This window comes from Streptomyces sp. NPDC050263 (assembly GCF_040655955.1).
GTDB lineage: Bacteria > Actinomycetota > Actinomycetes > Streptomycetales > Streptomycetaceae > Streptomyces.
In genome coordinates this window covers 179,646-196,986 of record NZ_JBFAKW010000001.1, presented here as the reverse complement: position 1 = coordinate 196,986, position 17,341 = coordinate 179,646, and the positions used below count along the sequence as shown (strand labels likewise).

The following is a 17,341-nucleotide window of genomic DNA, read 5'->3' as shown; positions in this document are numbered from 1 at the left end:
GCCGTTCCTCCGGTTTGATACCGAGATCCGCCGCATCGTCTGCACCACGAACGCCATCGAGTCGGTGAACGCCAGGATTCGGCGAGCAGTCAAGGACCGCGGTCACTTCCCGAACGAGACCGCAGCTTTGAAATGCGTCTACATGGCCATCATGTCGCTGGACCCCACCGGCAAGGGCCAGGCCCGCTGGACCATGCGCTGGAAGACCGCCCTGAACGCCTTCGACATCACCTTCGACGGCCGACTCTCAGCAGCCCGTCAGTAGCCCCAACACTCTGGTTACACCGCTCGTTTGACAGACCCGGACGCGCAGCTGCCCGGCACCCTCAACTCACGGTCGCACAAGGCCTGTCAGCGGGATTCGAACACTCGGTCAAGCCACCACAACGAGCGAAGCCGGATACTGGCTTTGTCCACGCTCACTGACAAAACTGGCGGACAATTGTCATGCGGACATGGAATTTCTCACCGGAATCGGGACCCTACACAAGCGCGGGATCAGGTCTGTGCCATGTCCACGAAGCGTGAGTAGTGGCCCTGGAAGGCAACGGTGATGGTGGCCGTCGGGCCGTTACGGTGCTTGCCCACGATGATGTCCGCCTCGCCTGCGCGCGGGGACTCCTTCTCGTACGCGTCCTCACGGTGCAGCAGGATCACCATGTCGGCGTCCTGCTCGATGGAGCCGGACTCACGCAGGTCGGACACCATCGGTTTCTTGTCCGTGCGCTGCTCAGGACCACGGTTGAGCTGCGAGAGCGCGATCACCGGGACTTCCAGCTCCTTGGCCAGCAGCTTGAGGTTTCGGGACATGTCCGAGACCTCCTGCTGACGGCTCTCGGAGCGTTTGGAACCGCCGGCCTGCATCAGCTGGAGGTAGTCGATGATCACGAGCTTGATGTCGTTGCGCTGCTTCAGCCGACGGCACTTCGCGCGGATCTCCATCATCGACAGGTTCGGGGAGTCGTCGATGTAGAGCGGCGCGGAGGACACTTCCGGCATCCGGCGAGCCAGGCGCGTCCAGTCCTCGTCCGTCATGGTGCCGGACCGCATGTGGTGCAGGGCGACCCGGGCCTCTGCGGAAAGGAGGCGCATCGCGATCTCGTTGCGTCCCATTTCCAGGGAGAAGATGACGCTCGGCAGGTTGTGCTTGATCGACGCAGCGCGCGCGAAGTCCAGCGCGAGCGTCGACTTGCCCATGGCGGGACGGGCGGCGATGACGATCATCTGGCCCGGGTGCAGACCGTTGGTGAGCGAGTCCAGGTCCGTGAAGCCGGTGGGCACACCCGTCATTTCGCCGCTGCGCGAGCCGATCGCCTCGATCTCGTCGAGCGCGCCCTCCATGATGTCGCCGAGCGGGAGGTAGTCCTCGCTGGTGCGCTGCTCGGTGACCGCGTAGATCTCCGCCTGGGCTCGGTTGACGATCTCGTCGACGTCGTCGTCGGCCGCGTATCCCATCTGCGTGATCCGGGTGCCGGCCTCGACCAGGCGGCGCAGCACGGCGCGCTCGTGGACGATCTCCGCGTAGTACTCGGCGTTGGCGGCGGTGGGCACCGTCTGGACGAGCGTGTGCAGATACGCCGCGCCGCCGACCTTGTTGATCTCGCCGCGCTTGGTGAGTTCGGCCGCGATCGTGATCGGGTCGGCCGGTTCGCCCTTGGCGTAGACGTCGAGGATCGCCTGGTAGATCGTCTCGTGCGCGGGCTTGTAGAAGTCGTGGCCCTTGAGTACTTCGACGACGTCGGCGATGGCGTCCTTGGACAGGAGCATGCCGCCGAGGACGGACTGCTCCGCGTCGAGGTCCTGCGGCGGTACCCGCTCGAAAGCAGTGCCACCGCCCTCCCACTCGCCGCCTTCCCGGCCGCGATCGTGCTGTTCGTCACGGCCGCGGCCGCCGTCGCCGCGGCGGCGGGAAGCGGGCAGACGATCGCTGGGTCCGCTCTCGGCCCACGGGTCGTCCAAGGGCTCGGAAATGCTCACCGAGCAGCCTCCTCCCGTCCGCCGAGCGGACCTCGCCGTGCCTTAAGTTCTACGGCACAGCACTGACAATCGAGAGCCCCAACTCCGCTTGTGGCGCGTCGGTATTGTGAGGGTTTCATCGGCCGGCGAACGCAGTGGGCGCCGGACCACCGTAGGCCCGCGGGCACCTTCAGCCAATCTGGTTATCCACAGGCCATGTGGACGACGGCCCCGATGCTGTGGAGAACTCCGCAAAACCTGTGCATGACCCGGTGGACAGCACTGTGAACAAGCCCTCGCCTTTTCTTTTCAACCGCCTCTGACCTGCACGTTCTCCATCCACCGGCTGTGCAGAAGAAAAAGTTTCCCGGTCGGGCCAAGATCCCTTCGAACGACACGCGAGACGATGCGCAACGCAACAGCAGGTAAGGGTCAATAGTCAATTGCATCTCTTACCTGTGGACGATTAGATTGGTGGCCATGACACAGGCTCCCGCGCCCCCCAGGGCCATCCGGCGACAGCACGATCGGGAGATCGTCGCACTCGCTGTTCCGGCCTTCGGCGCACTCGTCGCCGAGCCGCTCTTCGTCATGGCCGACAGTGCGATCGTGGGCCATCTGGGCACCGCCCAACTCGCCGGGCTCGGAGTCGCCTCCGCGCTTCTGATGACAGCCGTCAGCGTCTTCGTCTTCCTTGCCTACGCCACCACCGCCGCCGTCGCGCGCCGCGTGGGCTCCGGTGACCTTCCGGCCGCCATCCGCCAGGGCATGGACGGCATCTGGCTGGCCCTGCTGCTCGGCGTCGTCGTGATCGTGACCGTCCTGCCCACCGCCCCGACACTCGTCGACGTGTTCGGTGCCTCGGACACCGCAGCTCCGTACGCGACCACCTATCTACGCATCTCAGCACTCGGCATCCCGGCCATGCTCGTCGTTCTGGCCGCGACCGGCGTCCTGCGGGGACTCCAGGACACGAGGACACCGCTCTACGTCGCCGTCGGGGGCTTCGTCGCCAACGGCGCCCTGAACGTCGGCCTCGTCTACGGCGCGGACCTCGGCATCGCCGGATCCGCCTGGGGCACGGTCATCGCCCAGTGCGGCATGGCCATGGCCTACCTCGCGGTAGTGGTCCGGGGAGCCCGTCGCCACGGCGCGTCTCTGCGGCCCGACGCCGCCGGGATCAGGGCCTCCGCACAGGCCGGGGTGCCCCTGCTGGTCCGCACGCTCTCGCTGCGGGCGATTCTGATGATCGCCACCGCTGTGGCCGCCCGTCTCGGGGACGACGACATCGCAGCACACCAGATCGCTCTGGGCCTGTGGAGCCTGCTCGCCTTCGCCCTCGATGCCATAGCCATAGCCGGACAGGCCATCATCGGACGCTGTCTCGGCGCCGACGACGCTCAGGGCGCCCGTGACGTCTGCCGCCGCATGGTCGAGTGGGGCATCGCCGTGGGTATCGCCCTCGGCCTGCTCGTCGTGATCGCCCGGCCGCTGTTCCTGCCGCTGTTCACCAGCGACCCTGCGGTGAAGGACGTCGCGCTGCCGGCTCTTCTCGTGGTGGCACTCTCCCAGCCCGTCTGCGGCATCGTCTTCGTGCTGGACGGTGTGCTGATGGGTGCGGGAGACGGCCCCTATCTCGCCTGGGCGATGGTGCTCACGCTGGCCGTCTTCGCCCCGGTGGCCCTGTTGGTGCCGGTTCTTGGTGGCGGTCTCACCGCCGTATGGGGAGCGATGACACTGATGATGGCCGTCCGGATGCTGACGCTCTGGCTTCGCGCCCGCTCCGGCCGCTGGCTCATCACCGGCGCGACCCGCTGACTGTTTCACGTGAAACCGGCGTTCACGCGAAACGGAAGGTAGAGAGCACGACCAGCCCTCGCGTGAAGCGGGCGTTTCACGTGAAACAAGCAAGCGGAAGGGGCCGCACCCAGCGGGTACGGCCCCTTCTCGGCACTACAAGCCGAACGCAGCGATCAGGCCGCGATGACCTCGATGTTGACCTTGGCGGCAACCTCGGGGTGCAGACGCACGGACGTCTGGTGGGCGCCCAGGGTCTTGATCGGCGAGCCGAGCTCGATGCGGCGCTTGTCGACCTCGGGGCCACCGGAAGCCTTGATCGCCGAAGCGATGTCGGCCGGGGTGACGGAACCGAAGAGACGACCGGCGTCGCCGGAGCGGACGGCCAGACGGACCTTCACGCCCTCGAGCTGGGCCTTCACAGCGTTGGCCTGCTCGATGGTCTGGATCTCGTGGATCTTGCGAGCACGACGGATCTGCTCGACGTCCTTCTCGCCACCCTTGGTCCAGCGGATCGCGAAGTTCCGCGGGATCAGGTAGTTGCGAGCGTAACCGTCCTTGACGTCGACGACGTCGCCGGCGGCACCGAGGCCAGAGACCTCGTGGGTGAGGATGATCTTCATTTTTCGGTCACCCTTCCCTTATCGCGCCTGGGCGGTGTACGGCAGCAGCGCCATCTCACGGCTGTTCTTGACGGCCGTGGCGACGTCACGCTGGTGCTGCGTGCAATTGCCGGTCACGCGACGGGCACGGATCTTGCCGCGGTCGGAAATGAACTTCCGCAGCATGTTCGTGTCCTTGTAGTCCACGTACGTGACCTTGTCCTTGCAGAATGCGCAGACCTTCTTCTTAGGCTTGCGCACAGGCGGCTTCGCCATGGTGTTTCTCCTGTGTGATCAAGAAGTTGGGATACGACCCACCCTCGACCCGAGCAGGCCCGGACAACCGGGCCCGACGGGCTAGAAGGGGGGTTCGTCCGAGTAGCCGCCGCTCTGCTGGCCGCCGCCGGAGCTTCCGCCCCAGCCGCCACCGCCGCTGCCGCCGCCCTGGGCGCCGCCGGCGGGAGCGCCGGTAGCCCACGGGTCCTCAGCGGGAGCGCTGCCGCCGCCCTGCTGGCCGCCGCCGGAGCTTCCGCCCCAGCCGCCGCCACCCTGGCCGCCACCGCCACCGCCGCCGTAACCACCCTGGCCGCCCTGGCCACCGCGGCCGGAAGCCTTGGTGACCTTTGCCGTGGCACTGCGCAGGCTGGCGCCGACTTCCTCGACGTCCAGCTCGTAGACCGTGCGCTTGACGCCCTCACGGTCCTCGTAGGACCGCTGCTTCAGTCGGCCCTGCACGATGACGCGCATGCCTCGCTGGAGCGACTCCGCGACGTTCTCCGCCGCCTGACGCCAGACCGAGCAGGTCAGGAACAGGCTTTCGCCGTCCTTCCACTCGTTCGTCTGGCGGTCGAAGGTGCGGGGAGTGGACGCGACACGGAACTTCGCGACCGCCGCACCGGAGGGGGTGAAGCGCAGCTCGGGGTCGTCGACAAGATTGCCGACGACCGTGATGACGGTCTCGCCTGCCATGGGGGAACCTCTCGGCGGGTTTGCTGCTGGCTGCTTGTGCTGCTACTCGAAATCCCGAGATCAGCTGAGCGTGAGCTCAGTGGGTCTCGGGGCGGAGGACCTTGGTCCGGAGGACCGACTCGTTCAGGTTCATCTGGCGGTCGAGCTCCTTGACGATCGCGGGCTCAGCCTGCAGATCGATGACCGAGTAGATGCCCTCGGGCTTCTTCTTGATCTCGTACGAGAGACGACGACGGCCCCAGGTGTCGACCTTCTCGACCTTTCCGTTGCCCTCACGGACGACGGAAAGGAAGTTCTCGATCAGCGGGGAGACAGCGCGCTCCTCGAGATCGGGGTCGAGGATGACCATCACTTCGTAGTGACGCATGTGGAACCCACCTCCTTTGGACTCAGCGGCCACGGTCGATCCGTGGCAGGAGGGTTGTGATGCGTACGCAACGGTATCGGCCGCCACTGACAATCGGGGGCCGGCGAGCGACATCCCCGGTCTGAGCTGGGCGGACACCCTGGCTCTGGCTGGGCAGACACCGGTGCAGACGGTACAGACTACCTGCACACCCGCTTCCGGTTGAAATCCGGCGTGGTTGACCGTCAATCTGTACACGTCGGGTGTGTATGGCGCTACGATGCGCCGCTTCCGCAGGAGGTGCCACATGGCACAGGTATTGCGACCCAACACCGCCGGATCTCTCTTCGCCACCGACGGCAAATCCCATCCGCTCCAGGACACTCTGCTCGCCGTGACTCTGGTGCTCGGCCTGACGGCCTTCATCACGTCGTTCTTCCACAGCCTGCATCTGCTGAGCTCCTGGACCGGTCTGGTGGGAATCCTGACCGGCGCGTACGGGCAGTGGATCTCCGAGACCACCCGTGAGCGCTTCGGCCTGATCCTGGGTCTCGGCACCGCGGCCGTGGGCTTCTTCATCGGGATGGCGCACGGCGGTCTCTTCGGCGGAGTCTGGTGACCGAACCGGTGCCGGTCCCGGCATCCCGGACCCCAACCTCACCTCAGGACGCGTAGGACACCTACGAACCATGACGGAACGCCCCGGCCGCACGCGGGCCGGGGCGCAGGTTCCATACGCCCAGTCAGGGCGCTCGCAAGGCGCAGTAGGCTTCGGCGCGAGAGCCGGAGCCCCCGTACCCATGGGGCCACACCAGCCCGAGGAGCGCCCCGAATGAGCCTGACCCTGAGGACGATCAGCCGAGAGCAGCATCTGGCATACATCCAGAGCCTGCCGTCGGCGAGCCACATGCAGGTTCCGGCCTGGGCCGATGTCAAGGCCGAGTGGCGATCGGAGAGCCTCGGCTGGTTCGACGGGCGAACCGGTGAACTGGTCGGCGCAGGCCTCGTCCTCTACCGCCAACTGCCCAAGATCAAGCGTTATCTGGCCTATCTGCCCGAGGGCCCGGTCATCAACTGGTACGCGCCAAATCTGACCGAGTGGCTGGAACCGATGCTCGCGCACCTCAAGCAGCAGGGCGCGTTCTCGGTGAAGATGGGCCCGCCGGTGATCATCCGCCGCTGGGAGGCCACCTCCATCAAGGCGGGCATCCAGAACCCGGACGTGAAGCGCCTGCGCGACATCGAGGCCGACTTCATCGAACCGCGCGCCTTCGAGGTCGCCGACAAGCTGCGCCGCATGGGCTGGCAGCAGGGCGAGGACGGCGGTGCCGGCTTCGGCGACGTCCAGCCGCGCTACGTCTACCAGGTGCCGCTGGCGAACCGCTCCCTTGAAGAGGTCCACAAGAACTTCAACCAGCTGTGGCGCCGCAACATCAAGAAGGCCGAGAAGGCGGGCGTCGAGGTCGTCCAGGGCGGCTACCACGACCTCGAGGAATGGCAGCGGCTGTACGAGATCACGGCCGTGCGCGACCACTTCCGCCCCCGCCCCCTGTCGTACTTCCAGCGCATGTGGACGGCCCTCAACACCGAGGACCCGAACCGTATGCGGCTGTACTTCGCCCGCCACAACGGTGTGAACCTGTCGGCGGCGACGATGCTGATCGTCGGCGGGCACGTCTGGTACTCCTACGGCGCCTCCGACAACATCGGCCGTGAGTTCCGTCCCTCGAACGCGATGCAGTGGCGCATGCTGCGCGACGCCTACGCCCTCGGCGCCACCGTCTACGACCTGCGCGGCATCTCCGACTCGCTGGACGAGACCGACCACCTCTTCGGCCTGATCCAGTTCAAGGTCGGCACCGGCGGTCAGGCCGCGGAGTACCTCGGCGAGTGGGACTTCCCGCTGAACAAGCTGCTCCACAAGGCCCTCGACATCTACATGTCGCGCCGCTGACGTCACGTCCAGTGATTCCATACCTCTGACACCTCTGACGCGTTTCCCCACACCGCAGCCACCAGAAAGGTCCCAGGTCCGGCCATGGCGCTCACCCTCTACGTCGACACCGCGCGCTGGCGGGCGCATCACAAGCACGTGCAGGAGCAGTTCCCGGGACTCGTCCCGGTCTGCAAGGGCAACGGCTACGGCTTCGGGCACGAGCGGCTGGCGGAGGAGGCCACCCGGCTGGGCTCGGACATCCTCGCCGTCGGAACGACGTACGAGGCCGCGCGCATCAAGGACTTCTTCGGCGGTGACCTGCTGGTGCTGACGCCGTACCGGCGCGGCGAGGAGCCCGTCCCGCTGCCGGACCGGGTCGTGCGCTCGGTGTCCTCGATCGACGGCGTGTACGGCCTCGTGGGGGCCCGTGTGGTCATCGAGGTGATGTCCTCGATGAAGCGGCACGGCATCAGCGAGCAGGACCTGGCACAGCTGCACGCCGCCATCGAGAACGTCCGGCTCGAGGGTTTCGCGATCCACCTGCCGCTGGACCGCACCGACGGCTCCGACGCCGTCGAGGAGGTCATCGGCTGGATGGACCGGCTGCGCGCGGCTCGGCTGCCGCTGCACACGATGTTCGTCAGCCACCTCAAGGCCGACGAACTGGCCCGGTTGCAGCAGCAGTTCCCGCAGACCCGGTTCCGGGCCCGGATCGGCACGCGGCTGTGGCTGGGGGACCACGACGCCACCGAGTACCGCGGCGCGGTCCTGGACGTCACCCGGGTCGCCAAGGGCGACCGCTTCGGCTACCGGCAGCAGAAGGCGGCCTCCGACGGCTTCCTGGTGGTCGTGGCGGGCGGTACGTCGCACGGGGTGGGTCTGGAGGCCCCCAAGGCCCTCCACGGCGTCATGCCGCGCGCCAAGGGCGTCGCCCGGGCCGGCCTCGCCACCGTGAACCGGAACCTCTCGCCGTTCGTCTGGGGCGGCAAGCAGCGCTGGTTCGCCGAGCCGCCGCACATGCAGGTGTCCATCCTGTTCGTGCCCTCGGACGCGCCGGAGCCGCACGTCGGCGACGAGCTGGTGGCCCATCTGCGGCACACCACCACCCAGTTCGACCGACTCGTGGACCGCTGAGCCCCAGAGGACAGCAGGGGCAGCAGGGCAGCCAGCCAGTAGAAGAGGCCGTACCCGGATTCCGTGTACGGCCTCTTCTACTGGCTGGCTGGCTGACTAGCCGGCTGGATGTTCGCTCACGGCGAACTGTCGGCTGCGTCCGCCTTGCCCCAGTCCACCTGCGGCCCGTCGAAGTGGGAGGCGTGCCGGGGCGGATGCGCCGCGGTGCCGAGGACGAAGACGTCCTCCGCCCCGTCGAGCACCCCGCCCGAGGGATCGTCGTCCCCTGCCTGCCGCACCACGTCCCGCTCCGGCATCAGGATGTCCCGCACGACCACGCCGCACAGGTAGAGCGTCCCCAGCAGGTGCACGCCGATGGCCCAGTGGTAGCCGTCGGTCGGCAGGCCCTTGTGGGCGTCTCCGCTCATCGTGTACGCGAGGTACATCCAGATACCCAGGAAGTAGACGACCTCGCACGCCTGCCAGATCAGGAAGTCCCGCCACTTCGGCCGGGCCAGCACCGCCAGGGGCACCAGCCACAGGACGTACTGCGGCGAGTAGACCTTGTTGGTGAGGATGAAGGCCGCCACGATCAGGAAGGCCAGCTGGGCGAAGCGGGGACGCCGGGGCGCGGTCAGTGCCAGCGCCGCGATACCCACCGCGCACAGCACGACGAGAAGCGTGGCGAGGGTGTTGACGCTGTCGGTGGTGAGCGGATCGCTGGAGTTCTGGGCCAGGATCAGCCAGAAGGAGCCGAAGTCGACGCCCCGCTCCTGACTGAACCGGTAGAACTTCGACCACCCTTCGAAGGCGAAGAGCATCACCGGCAGGTTCACCACCAGCCAGGCGACAGCCGCACCCGCCAGCGCCTTGCCGAAGTCCCGCCACTTCCCCGCGCGCCAGCACAGCACGAACAGGGGGCCGAGCAGGAAGACGGGATAGAGCTTGGCGGCCGTTGCAAGCCCCAGCAGGACACCGAAGGCAAGGGACCGGCCCCGCGACCACATGAGCATCGCCGCGGCCGTCAGAGCGACCGCCAGCAGGTCCCAGTTGATGGTCGCCGTCAGCGCGAAGGCGGGCGCCAGGGCGACCAGCAGGCCGTCCCAGGGACGCCGGGCGTGCGTCCGGGCCACGCAGACGGCGATGACGGCCGCGCAGGCCATCAGCATCCCTGCGTTGACCATCCAGTACCACTGTTCCTGGTCCTGGATGCTGCCGCTGCCCGGCGTCAGCCAGTTGGCCACCTCCATGAACACGCCGGTCAGCACCGGGTACTCGAGGTAGTCCATGTCACCGGGGAGCTTGTCGAAGTAAGGCACGAGCCCGTCGGCGAAACCGCGCCCCTGATAGAGGTGCGGAATGTCGGAGTAGCAGGCGTGCGTGTACTGGGAGGTGGCGCCGAAGAACCAGCCCCCGTTGTAGCAGGGCGCCTTCTGGATCAGCCCTAGGGCGAACATCCCGATCGCCACGAGCGCGACGATCCGTACGGGAGTCCACCAGGAAGTCCCCACCAGGGCCCGTCGGCCGAGGGGACCGCCGATCAGCTCACTGCCGGCCGCGGCCACCGGGTCGTCACTGGTGGGCTTTACCTGATCCGGCTCGTGCACGCGCGCCGGCGTCGATTCTGCACTGGGCATGGGCGACATCCTGCCGTACGGACCTAGGAAAACGCCGAGGACCGCCCCACCTGGTTCGGTGGAGCGGCCCTCGTTTCACGTGAAACATGCACATGTTTCACGTGAAACACCCAAGCTGGGCGGGTGCGCGACTAGCCGCCGCCTCCGAAGAAGCCGTTGCTGGTATTGCCTCTGCTGTTGCCTTCTGTCTCCGTGGCAGTCGGCGAGGCGCTTGTCTCCCCGCTGTTGCCTCCCGAGTTTCCGTTGGTCGTCCCCTGGCTGTCCTCGTCACAGCCGAAGAAGGTGGTGCACGTCGCGGACGCCGAAGGCGAAGGCTGGACCTCCGACCGGCTCGGAGACGGGGACGGCGACGGCTGCGCCTCCTCGGTCTCGGTCACCGAGGGAGACGGCGACGGAGAGGGTTCCGCGTTGACGATCTTGCCGATCGGCTCGGGCTCCGGGAAGTCCTTCGCCGGCGTGCCCTTCAGCGCCTCTTCCATGTAGTCGTGCCAGATCTGCGCCGGGAACGAGGCGCCGTGGATCTTCTTCTGGCCACCCGTTCCGAACATCTCCAGGAACGTACGGTTCTTGTTCGACTCATCGTCGTCGTAGCGGAACATGGTGACCGCGGTCGACAGCTGCGGGGTGTAGCCCACGAACCAGGCCGACTTGTTGCCGTCGGTGGTACCGGTCTTGCCCGCGACCTCGCGGCCCGTCAGCTGGGCGTTGGTACCGGTGCCCTTCTCGACCACGGTCTTCAGGACGTCCGTCACGTTGTCGGCGACCTTGGCGGTGAACGCCTGCTCCGACTCGGTCTCGTGCGTGAAGATCTGGCCCTTCTCGCTCGTGACCTTCTCCACGGAGTACGGGTCGCGCTGCTTGCCGCTGGAGGCGAAGGTCGCGTACGCGCCCGCCATCCGGATCGCGCTCGGGTCCGAGATACCGATCGAGAACGACGGGAATCCACTGTTGGTGAGGCTGGACTCCTTCAGGCCCGCACTGACTGCGGCTTCCTTGACCTTGTCCAGACCGACGTCCATGCCGAGCTGCACGAATGCGGAGTTCACCGACTCGCGCATCGCCTCACGCAGGTCGATCTTGTAGTCGGGAGGGCTGCCGAGGGAGACGCCGCCGTCGTTGGTCTGCAGCCACTCCTCGCCCTTCTCGTTCTTCCAGACCGTCTGGTCGTAGTTCTGGATCTTGAGCTTGTTCTTGCCGCTGAACAGGCTCTTGGGCGAGACGATCGTGCGTTCGTCCTGCGCCTGCGACGACCCCAGTTCAGGATCGCGCACACCCCAGGTCATCGCGGCCGCCAGCACGAACGGCTTGAAGGTCGAACCGACCTGGGCACCGGTCTGGTCGGCGTTGTCGGTGAAGTGCTTGGTGGCGTCCTCGCCGCCGTACACGGCCCGGATGGCACCGGTCTCCGGCTCCACGGACGCGCCGCCGAACTGGACGTGCGTGTCGGTCTCCGGCCGCTCCTCCGGCTTGATGTTGGCCTTCTGGACCTTCGTGACCGAATCCTCGAGCTCCTTGACCTTGTTCTTGTCGAAGGTCGTGTAGATCGAGTAGCCGCCCTGCTGGAGCAGGTCCTGGGTGATCCCGGTCTTCTTGCTGTTGGTGACCAGGTAGCCGTTGGCGAGGTCGACGAGGTAGCCGACCTGACCCTTCAGGTCGGTGTTCGACCGGGGGTTCTGCCACTTGGGGAGCGTCGTGTACTTGGCCCGCACCGAGGCATCGAGGTGCCCGTACTCGACCATCTTGTCCAGGGTGTCCTGCATCTGGACCAGGGCCCGCTTGCTGTTGGCCTGGGGCGTGGCGCCGGTCGGGTCGACCGAGGTCGCACCGGCGGGGTCGTAGTACGTGGCGCCCTTCAGCATGGCGGCCAGGAAGGCGCACTCGCCCGGGTTGAGCTTGATCGCGTCCTTGTTGAAGTAGGCGCGGGCGGCGGCCTGGATTCCGTAGGCGTTGCGCCCGTAGTACGCGGAGTTCAGGTAGCCGGCCATGATCTGGTCCTTGTCGACCTCGGCGCCCACCTTTATCGACACGAAGATCTCCTTGAACTTCCGGGAGATCGTCTGACTCTGGTCGTTCAGCATCGCGTTCTTGACGTACTGCTGGGTGATCGTCGATCCACCCTGCGTCTGTCCGCCCCTGGCCATGTTGAACACGGCTCGGGCGATGCCCTTGGGGTCGATGCCGCTGTCGTCGTAGAAGGTCTTGTTCTCCTGCGAGATCACCGCCCAGCGCATCTCCTCGGGGATCTGCGAGAGGTCGATGTTCTGACGGTTCGTCTCACCACCGGTGGCAACCATCTGGCTGCCGTCCTTCCAGTAGTAGACGTTGTTCTGGGCCGTGGCCGTCTTGGCGACGTCCGGAATACCCACCATGGCGTACCCGATGCCGGCCACGGCCACCAGGCTGCCGACGAAGCCGACGAACAGGCCCGTGACGAGCTTCCAGGACGGCATCCAGCGCTGCCAGCCGTCCTTTCCGGCGCGCGGGTAGTCGATCAGACGCTTCCGGTCGGGCGCCGAGCGCCCTCTGCCCCGTCCGGGGCCGGTGGGCTCGGCCACTCTGCGCCGCCCGCCCGAGTTTCTCTGGGGCGCGCGTCGGGCGTCGGCGCGGCTGCTGTGCGGCTGCTCCTCGCTTCCGGACCCGTGACCCAACCCGTAGTCGGCAGGAGATCCGGTAGCGCCTCGCGGTGCCGCGCGGCGGCCGGAAGACGGACCGGACTGGCCGCGTCGGGCCGCGGCACGTCCGCCTCCCTGCGGCTGCGGCGGTTTGCGACGGTGCTCGCTCATCGAACGATTACTCCTCGGGCAGGCGCATCCGTGCGCGCCTGGAAAGGGCGGCTGGTTTCCTGTCCCCCCGAAGTACGGATGCGGTCGGTCGCGCATTCATCCGTACTGCACCGAGGACCTCGACGCCCCCCGGCGTCTCATGGGTCCCGGTGGTGTGCATGGCGCACAGACTACGCACCGTCAAAACCTGCCTAGCCCCGAAGTTCACCTCAAATCAGGCAACTCGCCTGCAACGAATCGGTGATGTGATCCCGTTCACCGTCCCCCCTCTTGTCGCATCCGGAAGGCCGTTCTATCGTCTTGATGTATCGAGTCGATACATCAGCGCGACATAAGACTGAGGGAGGCGACGATGAGCCGGCGTTCCGGGATCCTCGAGTTCGCCGTCCTGGGTCTTCTCCGCGAGTCCCCGATGCACGGCTATGAGCTGCGCAAACGACTCAATACGTCACTGGGTGTGTTCCGTGCGTTCAGCTACGGCACGCTGTACCCCTGCCTCAAGACGCTGGTCGCCAACGGCTGGTTGATCGAAGAGCCGGGGAGCACACCCGAGGACGCCCTCGCGGCTCCACTCACCGGGCGACGCGCCAAGATCGTCTACCGGTTGACGGCCGAGGGTAAGGAGCACTTCGAGGAGCTGCTCTCGCAGACGGGCCCCGACGCGTACGAGGACGAACACTTCGCCGCTCGTTTCGCCTTCTTCGGGCAGACGTCACGCGATGTCCGTATGCGCGTACTGGAGGGCCGCCGCAGCCGGCTGGAGGAGCGTCTGGAGAAGATGCGCGCCTCCCTGGCTCGCACCCGAGAGCGCCTCGACGACTACACGCTCGAGCTCCAGCGCCACGGAATGGAGTCCGTGGAGCGCGAAGTGCGCTGGCTGAACGAGCTCATCGAGAGCGAGCGGGCCGGACGGGACCTGACAGGTTCCGCGTCCGGGGAGTCCGCTCAGCAGAACACCACATCTGGATCGACGGGCGGCCTGCCCCGTCCCGGGGGCGACCCCGGGACGGATCTGCCCGACGAAACCACCCCGTGAGCGCCCAACCAGGGCCTCACTCGCACACACAGGGAGCAACCGGAATGGGTTCGGTTCGCGTAGCCATCGTCGGCGTGGGCAACTGCGCGGCATCGCTGGTACAGGGCGTCGAGTACTACAAGGACGCCGACCCGGCGTCCAAGGTCCCGGGCCTGATGCACGTGCAGTTCGGCGACTACCACGTCCGCGACATCGAGTTCGTCGCCGCGTTCGACGTGGACGCCAAGAAGGTCGGCCTCGACCTCTCGGACGCCATCGGCGCGTCCGAGAACAACACCATCAAGATCTGCGACGTGCCGAACACGGGCGTGACCGTCCAGCGCGGCCACACCCTCGACGGCCTCGGCAAGTACTACCGCGAGACCATCGAGGAGTCCGCCGAGGCCCCGGTCGACATCATCCAGATCCTCAAGGACAAGCAGGTCGACGTCCTCGTCTGCTACCTGCCCGTCGGTTCCGAGGCCGCGGCGAAGTTCTACGCCCAGGCCGCCATCGACGCCAAGGTCGCCTTCGTCAACGCTCTCCCGGTCTTCATCGCCGGCACCAAGGAGTGGGCGGACAAGTTCACCGAGGCGGGCGTCCCGATCGTCGGCGACGACATCAAGTCCCAGGTCGGTGCCACCATCACGCACCGCGTCATGGCGAAGCTGTTCGAGGACCGCGGCGTCGTCCTGGACCGCACGATGCAGCTGAACGTCGGCGGCAACATGGACTTCAAGAACATGCTCGAGCGCGAGCGCCTGGAGTCCAAGAAGATCTCCAAGACGCAGGCCGTCACCTCGCAGATCCCCGACCGGGAGCTCGGCGCGAAGAACGTACACATCGGCCCGTCGGACTACGTGCAGTGGCTCGACGACCGCAAGTGGGCCTACGTCCGCCTCGAGGGTCGCGCCTTCGGCGACGTCCCGCTGAGCCTGGAGTACAAGCTCGAGGTCTGGGACTCCCCGAACTCCGCGGGCGTCATCATCGACGCCGTGCGCGCCGCGAAGATCGCCCAGGACCGCGGCATCGGCGGCCCGATCCTGTCGGCGTCGAGCTACTTCATGAAGTCCCCGCCGGTCCAGTACTTCGACGACGAGGCCCGCGAGAACGTCGAGAAGTTCATCCGCGGCGACGTCGAGCGCTGAACCCGACACAACGCTCGTAGCAGCACCGGCGCTGTTCCGCCAGCGCTGAAAATTCGCTCCTGCCAGGGCTGAGAAGGGTCCCCGGGTCACCTGACCCGGGGACCCTCCCCGTGTGTGAGGCTGTGACCATGGCCGTCGTCCGTGATCTGCGCGTCCTGCTGCGCCTCGGGAACTTCCGGCGCCTGCTCGCCGTGCGGCTGCTCTCCCAGTGCGCGGACGGCGCCTACCAGGTCGCGCTCGCCGCCTATGTCGTGTTCTCCCCGGAGAACCAGGCCTCGGCCACCGCGATCGCCTCCGCCATGGCGGTCCTGCTGCTGCCCTACTCGCTGGTCGGCCCCTTCGCCGGCGTCCTGCTGGACCGCTGGCGCCGCCGACAGGTCTTCCTCTACGGCAACCTGCTGCGCGCCCTGCTGGCCTCGGCCACGGCCGTCCTGATGATCAGCCAGGTCCCCGACTGGCTCTTCTACGCCTCCGCGCTGTGCGTCACCGCGGTCAACCGCTTCGTCCTCGCCGGTCTGTCGGCGGCTCTTCCGCGGGTGGTCGACGGTGAGCGCCTCGTGATGGCCAACTCCCTCTCTCCGACCGCCGGGACGCTGGCCGCCGTCGTGGGCGGCGGTCTCGCGTTCACCGTCCGACTGGTGGTGGACTCCGACGCGGCGGTGGTGCTCCTGGGGTCCGTGTTGTACCTGTGCGCCGCGCTCGTCTCCCTGTCCATGGCCGCGGATCTGCTCGGGCCCGACCGGGACCTGGTCCCGCTTCGGCTGTCGGCCGCGCTCAGGGGCACCGCACAGGGCCTTTCGGCCGGCGTACGTCATCTGGCCGAGCCGAGGCGCCGGGCGGCCGCCTGGGCACTCGGCTCGATCGCGCTGATGCGGTTCTGCTACGGCGCCCTGACCGTCATGGCGTTGATGCTGTGCCGGTACGCCTGGTCGTCCGACACGGACGAGGGACTGGCCCTTCTGGGACTGGCGGTGGGCGTCTCCGGCATCGGCTTCTTCCTCGCGGCGGTGGTGACCCCGTCGGCGGCGGGGCGACTGGGCCCGGTCCGCTGGATCGTCGTCTGCGCCGCGGCGGCCGCGGTCCTGGAGCTCGTCCTCATGCTCTCGTTCACCCAAGTCACGACGTTCGTCGCCGCATTCGTGCTGGGGCTCGTCACCCAGGGCGCGAAGATCGCCACCGACACCATCGTCCAGTCCTCCGTGGAGGACGGCTTCCGCGGCCGGATCTTCTCTCTCTACGACGTCCTGTTCAACGTCGCCTTCGTCGGTGCCGCCGGTGTCGCCGCCCTGATGCTGCCGCCCGACGGCCGTTCGGCAGCGTTGGTGGTCACGGTCGCCGTTATATACGGAGCGATTGCTGGCGCTATGTTCCGCTTTGAGCGCCAGTATGTGTCACATCAATGACACAGACTCCCCCTGAGCTACTGGGTTGTCAGTGGGGCCCGGTAACTTACGTGCGTCTTACTTCGCGACTGATTTCGCGCCACACGTCTAAGTTCCTAGGGGGAACCCAAGTGTCGACTCCGCCGCCCCAGGGCCAGAACCCGTTTGCGCAGCAGGGCCAGCAGCCCTACGGCCAGCCCGAGGGCCAGGCCCCGTACCCGCCGCAGGCCGGCTACCCGCAGCCGGGTGCCGCTCCCTACGGTGCGGTGCCGCCGGAGCAGCCCCGGCGCAAGGTCAGCTTCAAGCTGATCAAGAACATCGTCATCGTGATCGCCGTCATCAGCGTGGCCATCGGCGCCTACATATCGAGCCGGGACGACGCCAACACGGCGGCCGTCGGCGACTGCATGCACCGCGGCAGCAGCGACGACAACAACCCCGACCTCGAGGTCGTCAAGTGCGACTCCTCGCAGGCGCAGTACATCGTGCTGGCGAAGATCGAGGGCACGTACAGCCAGCTGACGGCCGACAGCAAGTGCGAGGAAAAGGCCAAGGACTTCCAGTACTCGTACACCGAGAGCGGTGACGGCAGCAACTTCCTGCTCTGCCTGAAGGACTACTCGAAGTAAGGCAGTTGTGGAGTGGGGCGGTGTTTCA

General features: G+C 67.0%; 16 protein-coding genes. 9 read left to right on the top strand and 7 right to left on the bottom strand.

Annotation, left to right across the window (positions count from 1 at the left end; translation table 11 throughout):
• The coding region (locus AB0J04_RS00910) for a transposase (RefSeq protein WP_363166205.1) at positions 1–265 on the top strand (265 nt) is incomplete at its 5' end.
• Positions 266–498: 233 nt separating this feature from the next.
• Here AB0J04_RS00910 and dnaB read toward each other — a convergent pair.
• Positions 499–1,977: a replicative DNA helicase gene (gene dnaB / locus AB0J04_RS00905; protein WP_363166204.1), complete on the bottom strand. Its 1,479-nt coding sequence runs from the start codon at positions 1,975–1,977 to the stop codon at positions 499–501.
• A gap of 459 nt (positions 1,978–2,436) precedes the next feature.
• Here dnaB and AB0J04_RS00900 point away from each other — a divergent pair, with 459 nt between their 5' ends.
• A complete protein-coding gene (locus AB0J04_RS00900) occupies positions 2,437–3,774 on the top strand; it encodes an MATE family efflux transporter (RefSeq protein ID WP_363166203.1) in 1,338 nt (445 codons plus the stop codon).
• A gap of 155 nt (positions 3,775–3,929) precedes the next feature.
• Here AB0J04_RS00900 and rplI read toward each other — a convergent pair whose 3' ends face one another.
• From rplI to rpsF, 4 genes are all read right to left on the bottom strand, one after another.
• Positions 3,930–4,376: a 50S ribosomal protein L9 gene (gene rplI / locus AB0J04_RS00895; protein ID WP_351907623.1), complete on the bottom strand. Its 447-nt coding sequence runs from the start codon at positions 4,374–4,376 to the stop codon at positions 3,930–3,932.
• An 18-nt stretch (positions 4,377–4,394) separates the two neighbouring features.
• On the bottom strand, positions 4,395–4,631 hold the full coding sequence (gene rpsR / locus AB0J04_RS00890; RefSeq protein WP_020130672.1) for a 30S ribosomal protein S18: 237 nt from the start codon (positions 4,629–4,631) through the stop codon (positions 4,395–4,397).
• A gap of 81 nt (positions 4,632–4,712) precedes the next feature.
• Positions 4,713–5,324, bottom strand: a complete 612-nt coding sequence (locus AB0J04_RS00885; protein WP_363166202.1) for a single-stranded DNA-binding protein — start codon at positions 5,322–5,324, stop codon at positions 4,713–4,715.
• Between the two features lie 76 nt (positions 5,325–5,400).
• Positions 5,401–5,691 (bottom strand): 30S ribosomal protein S6, encoded by a 291-nt coding sequence (gene rpsF / locus AB0J04_RS00880; RefSeq protein WP_073787253.1) that lies wholly within the window; start codon positions 5,689–5,691, stop codon positions 5,401–5,403.
• Between the two features lie 286 nt (positions 5,692–5,977).
• Here rpsF and AB0J04_RS00875 point away from each other — a divergent pair, with 286 nt between their 5' ends.
• The 3 genes from AB0J04_RS00875 to AB0J04_RS00865 all read left to right on the top strand — a co-directional run bounded on the left by AB0J04_RS00875 (position 5,978) and on the right by AB0J04_RS00865 (position 8,740).
• Positions 5,978–6,289 carry a hypothetical protein gene (locus AB0J04_RS00875; protein WP_363166201.1) on the top strand — a complete coding sequence of 104 codons (312 nt, stop codon included), beginning with the start codon at positions 5,978–5,980 and terminating at the stop codon, positions 6,287–6,289.
• 213 nt (positions 6,290–6,502) lie between these two features.
• On the top strand, positions 6,503–7,624 hold the full coding sequence (gene femX / locus AB0J04_RS00870) for a peptidoglycan bridge formation glycyltransferase FemX (protein ID WP_351907617.1): 1,122 nt from the start codon (positions 6,503–6,505) through the stop codon (positions 7,622–7,624).
• A gap of 84 nt (positions 7,625–7,708) precedes the next feature.
• A complete protein-coding gene (locus AB0J04_RS00865) occupies positions 7,709–8,740 on the top strand; it encodes an alanine racemase (RefSeq protein ID WP_351907615.1) in 1,032 nt (343 codons plus the stop codon).
• Positions 8,741–8,856: 116 nt separating this feature from the next.
• Here the strand turns inward: AB0J04_RS00865 and AB0J04_RS00860 are convergent, their stop codons facing one another.
• Both AB0J04_RS00860 and AB0J04_RS00855 read right to left on the bottom strand, forming a co-directional pair.
• The gene (locus AB0J04_RS00860; protein ID WP_363166200.1) at positions 8,857–10,356 is read right to left on the bottom strand and encodes a glycosyltransferase 87 family protein; all 1,500 of its coding nucleotides are present in this window, start codon (positions 10,354–10,356) and stop codon (positions 8,857–8,859) included.
• A gap of 131 nt (positions 10,357–10,487) precedes the next feature.
• Positions 10,488–13,139 (bottom strand): transglycosylase domain-containing protein, encoded by a 2,652-nt coding sequence (locus AB0J04_RS00855; protein ID WP_363166199.1) that lies wholly within the window; start codon positions 13,137–13,139, stop codon positions 10,488–10,490.
• 352 nt (positions 13,140–13,491) lie between these two features.
• On the opposite strand from AB0J04_RS00855, the gene AB0J04_RS00850 reads away from it, so the two are divergent.
• The 4 genes from AB0J04_RS00850 (at position 13,492) to AB0J04_RS00835 (ending at position 17,313) form a co-directional block, all read left to right on the top strand.
• Entirely contained in the window at positions 13,492–14,175 is a 684-nt protein-coding gene (locus AB0J04_RS00850) for a helix-turn-helix transcriptional regulator (RefSeq protein WP_363166198.1), read from the top strand.
• Positions 14,176–14,219: 44 nt separating this feature from the next.
• Positions 14,220–15,302, top strand: coding sequence for an inositol-3-phosphate synthase (locus AB0J04_RS00845; protein ID WP_363166197.1), 1,083 nt, complete (start codon positions 14,220–14,222; stop codon positions 15,300–15,302).
• Positions 15,303–15,430: 128 nt separating this feature from the next.
• Positions 15,431–16,705: an MFS transporter gene (locus AB0J04_RS00840; RefSeq protein ID WP_363166196.1), complete on the top strand. Its 1,275-nt coding sequence runs from the start codon at positions 15,431–15,433 to the stop codon at positions 16,703–16,705.
• A gap of 110 nt (positions 16,706–16,815) precedes the next feature.
• On the top strand, positions 16,816–17,313 hold the full coding sequence (locus tag AB0J04_RS00835) for a hypothetical protein (protein WP_363166195.1): 498 nt from the start codon (positions 16,816–16,818) through the stop codon (positions 17,311–17,313).
• Positions 17,314–17,341: the final 28 nt, after the last annotated feature.

Excerpts from the sequence above, each read along its gene's own strand:
- AB0J04_RS00900 (WP_363166203.1), top strand. The coding sequence starts at position 2,437 with ATGACACAGGCTCCCGCGCCCCCCAGGGCCATCCGGCGACAGCACGAT.
- rplI (WP_351907623.1), bottom strand. The coding sequence starts at position 4,376 with ATGAAGATCATCCTCACCCACGAGGTCTCTGGCCTCGGTGCCGCCGGC.
- rpsR (WP_020130672.1), bottom strand. The coding sequence starts at position 4,631 with ATGGCGAAGCCGCCTGTGCGCAAGCCTAAGAAGAAGGTCTGCGCATTC.
- AB0J04_RS00885 (WP_363166202.1), bottom strand. The coding sequence starts at position 5,324 with ATGGCAGGCGAGACCGTCATCACGGTCGTCGGCAATCTTGTCGACGAC.
- rpsF (WP_073787253.1), bottom strand. The coding sequence starts at position 5,691 with ATGCGTCACTACGAAGTGATGGTCATCCTCGACCCCGATCTCGAGGAG.
- AB0J04_RS00875 (WP_363166201.1), top strand. The coding sequence starts at position 5,978 with ATGGCACAGGTATTGCGACCCAACACCGCCGGATCTCTCTTCGCCACC.
- femX (WP_351907617.1), top strand. The coding sequence starts at position 6,503 with ATGAGCCTGACCCTGAGGACGATCAGCCGAGAGCAGCATCTGGCATAC.
- AB0J04_RS00865 (WP_351907615.1), top strand. The coding sequence starts at position 7,709 with ATGGCGCTCACCCTCTACGTCGACACCGCGCGCTGGCGGGCGCATCAC.
- AB0J04_RS00860 (WP_363166200.1), bottom strand. The coding sequence starts at position 10,356 with ATGCCCAGTGCAGAATCGACGCCGGCGCGCGTGCACGAGCCGGATCAG.
- AB0J04_RS00855 (WP_363166199.1), bottom strand. The coding sequence starts at position 13,139 with ATGAGCGAGCACCGTCGCAAACCGCCGCAGCCGCAGGGAGGCGGACGT.
- AB0J04_RS00850 (WP_363166198.1), top strand. The coding sequence starts at position 13,492 with ATGAGCCGGCGTTCCGGGATCCTCGAGTTCGCCGTCCTGGGTCTTCTC.
- AB0J04_RS00845 (WP_363166197.1), top strand. The coding sequence starts at position 14,220 with ATGGGTTCGGTTCGCGTAGCCATCGTCGGCGTGGGCAACTGCGCGGCA.
- AB0J04_RS00840 (WP_363166196.1), top strand. The coding sequence starts at position 15,431 with ATGGCCGTCGTCCGTGATCTGCGCGTCCTGCTGCGCCTCGGGAACTTC.